The organism is Azotobacter chroococcum (assembly GCF_004339665.1).
Classification (GTDB): Bacteria; Pseudomonadota; Gammaproteobacteria; order Pseudomonadales; family Pseudomonadaceae; genus Azotobacter; species Azotobacter chroococcum.
Genome location: NZ_SMMU01000098.1, coordinates 1 through 1,150, shown reverse-complemented (window position 1 = coordinate 1,150; position 1,150 = coordinate 1). Strand labels below are relative to the sequence as shown.

Sequence of the window (1,150 nt, the reverse complement as noted above, 5' to 3'; positions counted from 1 at the left end):
AACGCGGCGCTGGTGCAGGAGGCGTCGGCGGCGTCGTCCTCGCTGGCCGAGCAGGCGCGGCATCTGGAGGAGGCGGTGGCGGTGTTCCGGCTGGGGACAGGGCAGGAGCGTCCGGAGCGGCTGGTCGTACCGGAGAAACCATTTCAAGCTAAGTCGGAGTGGGCAGCATTCTGACTAGGGAGCACTCGATAACAAGATAACAAAAAGCAGGAAGGTTTTTGCCTGGGGCCTCATTAATCAATCAAGGAGTATCGCCCGGTTGCAGGGGCGGGTGGCTCATCGACCAACAAAACCCAGCGATTTGGTTTTTGGCTGTCTCGGTAGTTATTGGAGATGATATGCAAAGTTTTTTACGCGCGTTGAGCATCAAGGCCATTATCATCACCGTCTTGGTCTGCTTCGCACTTTTGCTGAGTGCCGTCGCTACGCTCGGCTATATCAATGGCACCTTGTCCCGCAAGGAACTCAATATCCAGATCAGGAACACCTCGCGTATCGCACTGTTGTCTGACGCGGACAGGATGCGTCTCAGGACCACTATATTAATCAGAGGGCGTGAGACCACTGCGTTCTTCGATAAACCGATGGATGCCCAACAGAAGAAAAAACACCAGGAAGCCATCCAGCATCTGTTCGAGGCGAGCCACCGGAGTCTGGCGGAGTTTCGGGCCTTGCCGCCGTTCCCCGACGAGGAGGGGCGCAAGCTGTTGGAGGAGGCGGCGACAGTATTAAACGATGTGCTGATCGGGCTCGATAGCCAATACCAGGCCTGGCTGGAAGGAGATGCCGAGGCGTATCACGAGCGGGAAGATAAATTCAAATCGCTAGGTTATGGCCCGAAAATCTCCAAGGCCATGGCGGATGCTACCTCCTACTTCAAGAGCTACAGCGATCAGCACCAGGCTGCCCATCATGCCAGCCTGATGCGCTTCTTCACCGTCGGCAGCGTCTTGCTGGTTGTCGCCGCGCTGCTGCTGCTGGCCCTGCGGGCGATGCTGCTGGGCTTGGTGGTCCGCCCGGTGCACGAGGCGGTGGGTCACGTGCAGCGCCTGGCCCGGGCCGACCTGTCGCAGGCGATCCCGGTCGGCTCGGGCAACGAGATCGGCCAGTTGCTGGGCGCGCTGCGCGAGATGCAGGACAGCCTGGTGCG

General features: G+C 59.4%; 1 protein-coding gene. It reads left to right on the top strand.

Annotated features, from left to right (window positions below; genetic code table 11):
- Positions 1–338: 338 nt before the first annotated feature.
- Positions 339–1,150 (top strand): HAMP domain-containing protein (locus EV691_RS23200; protein WP_131837575.1); only part of this gene is annotated, 812 nt, incomplete at its 3' end.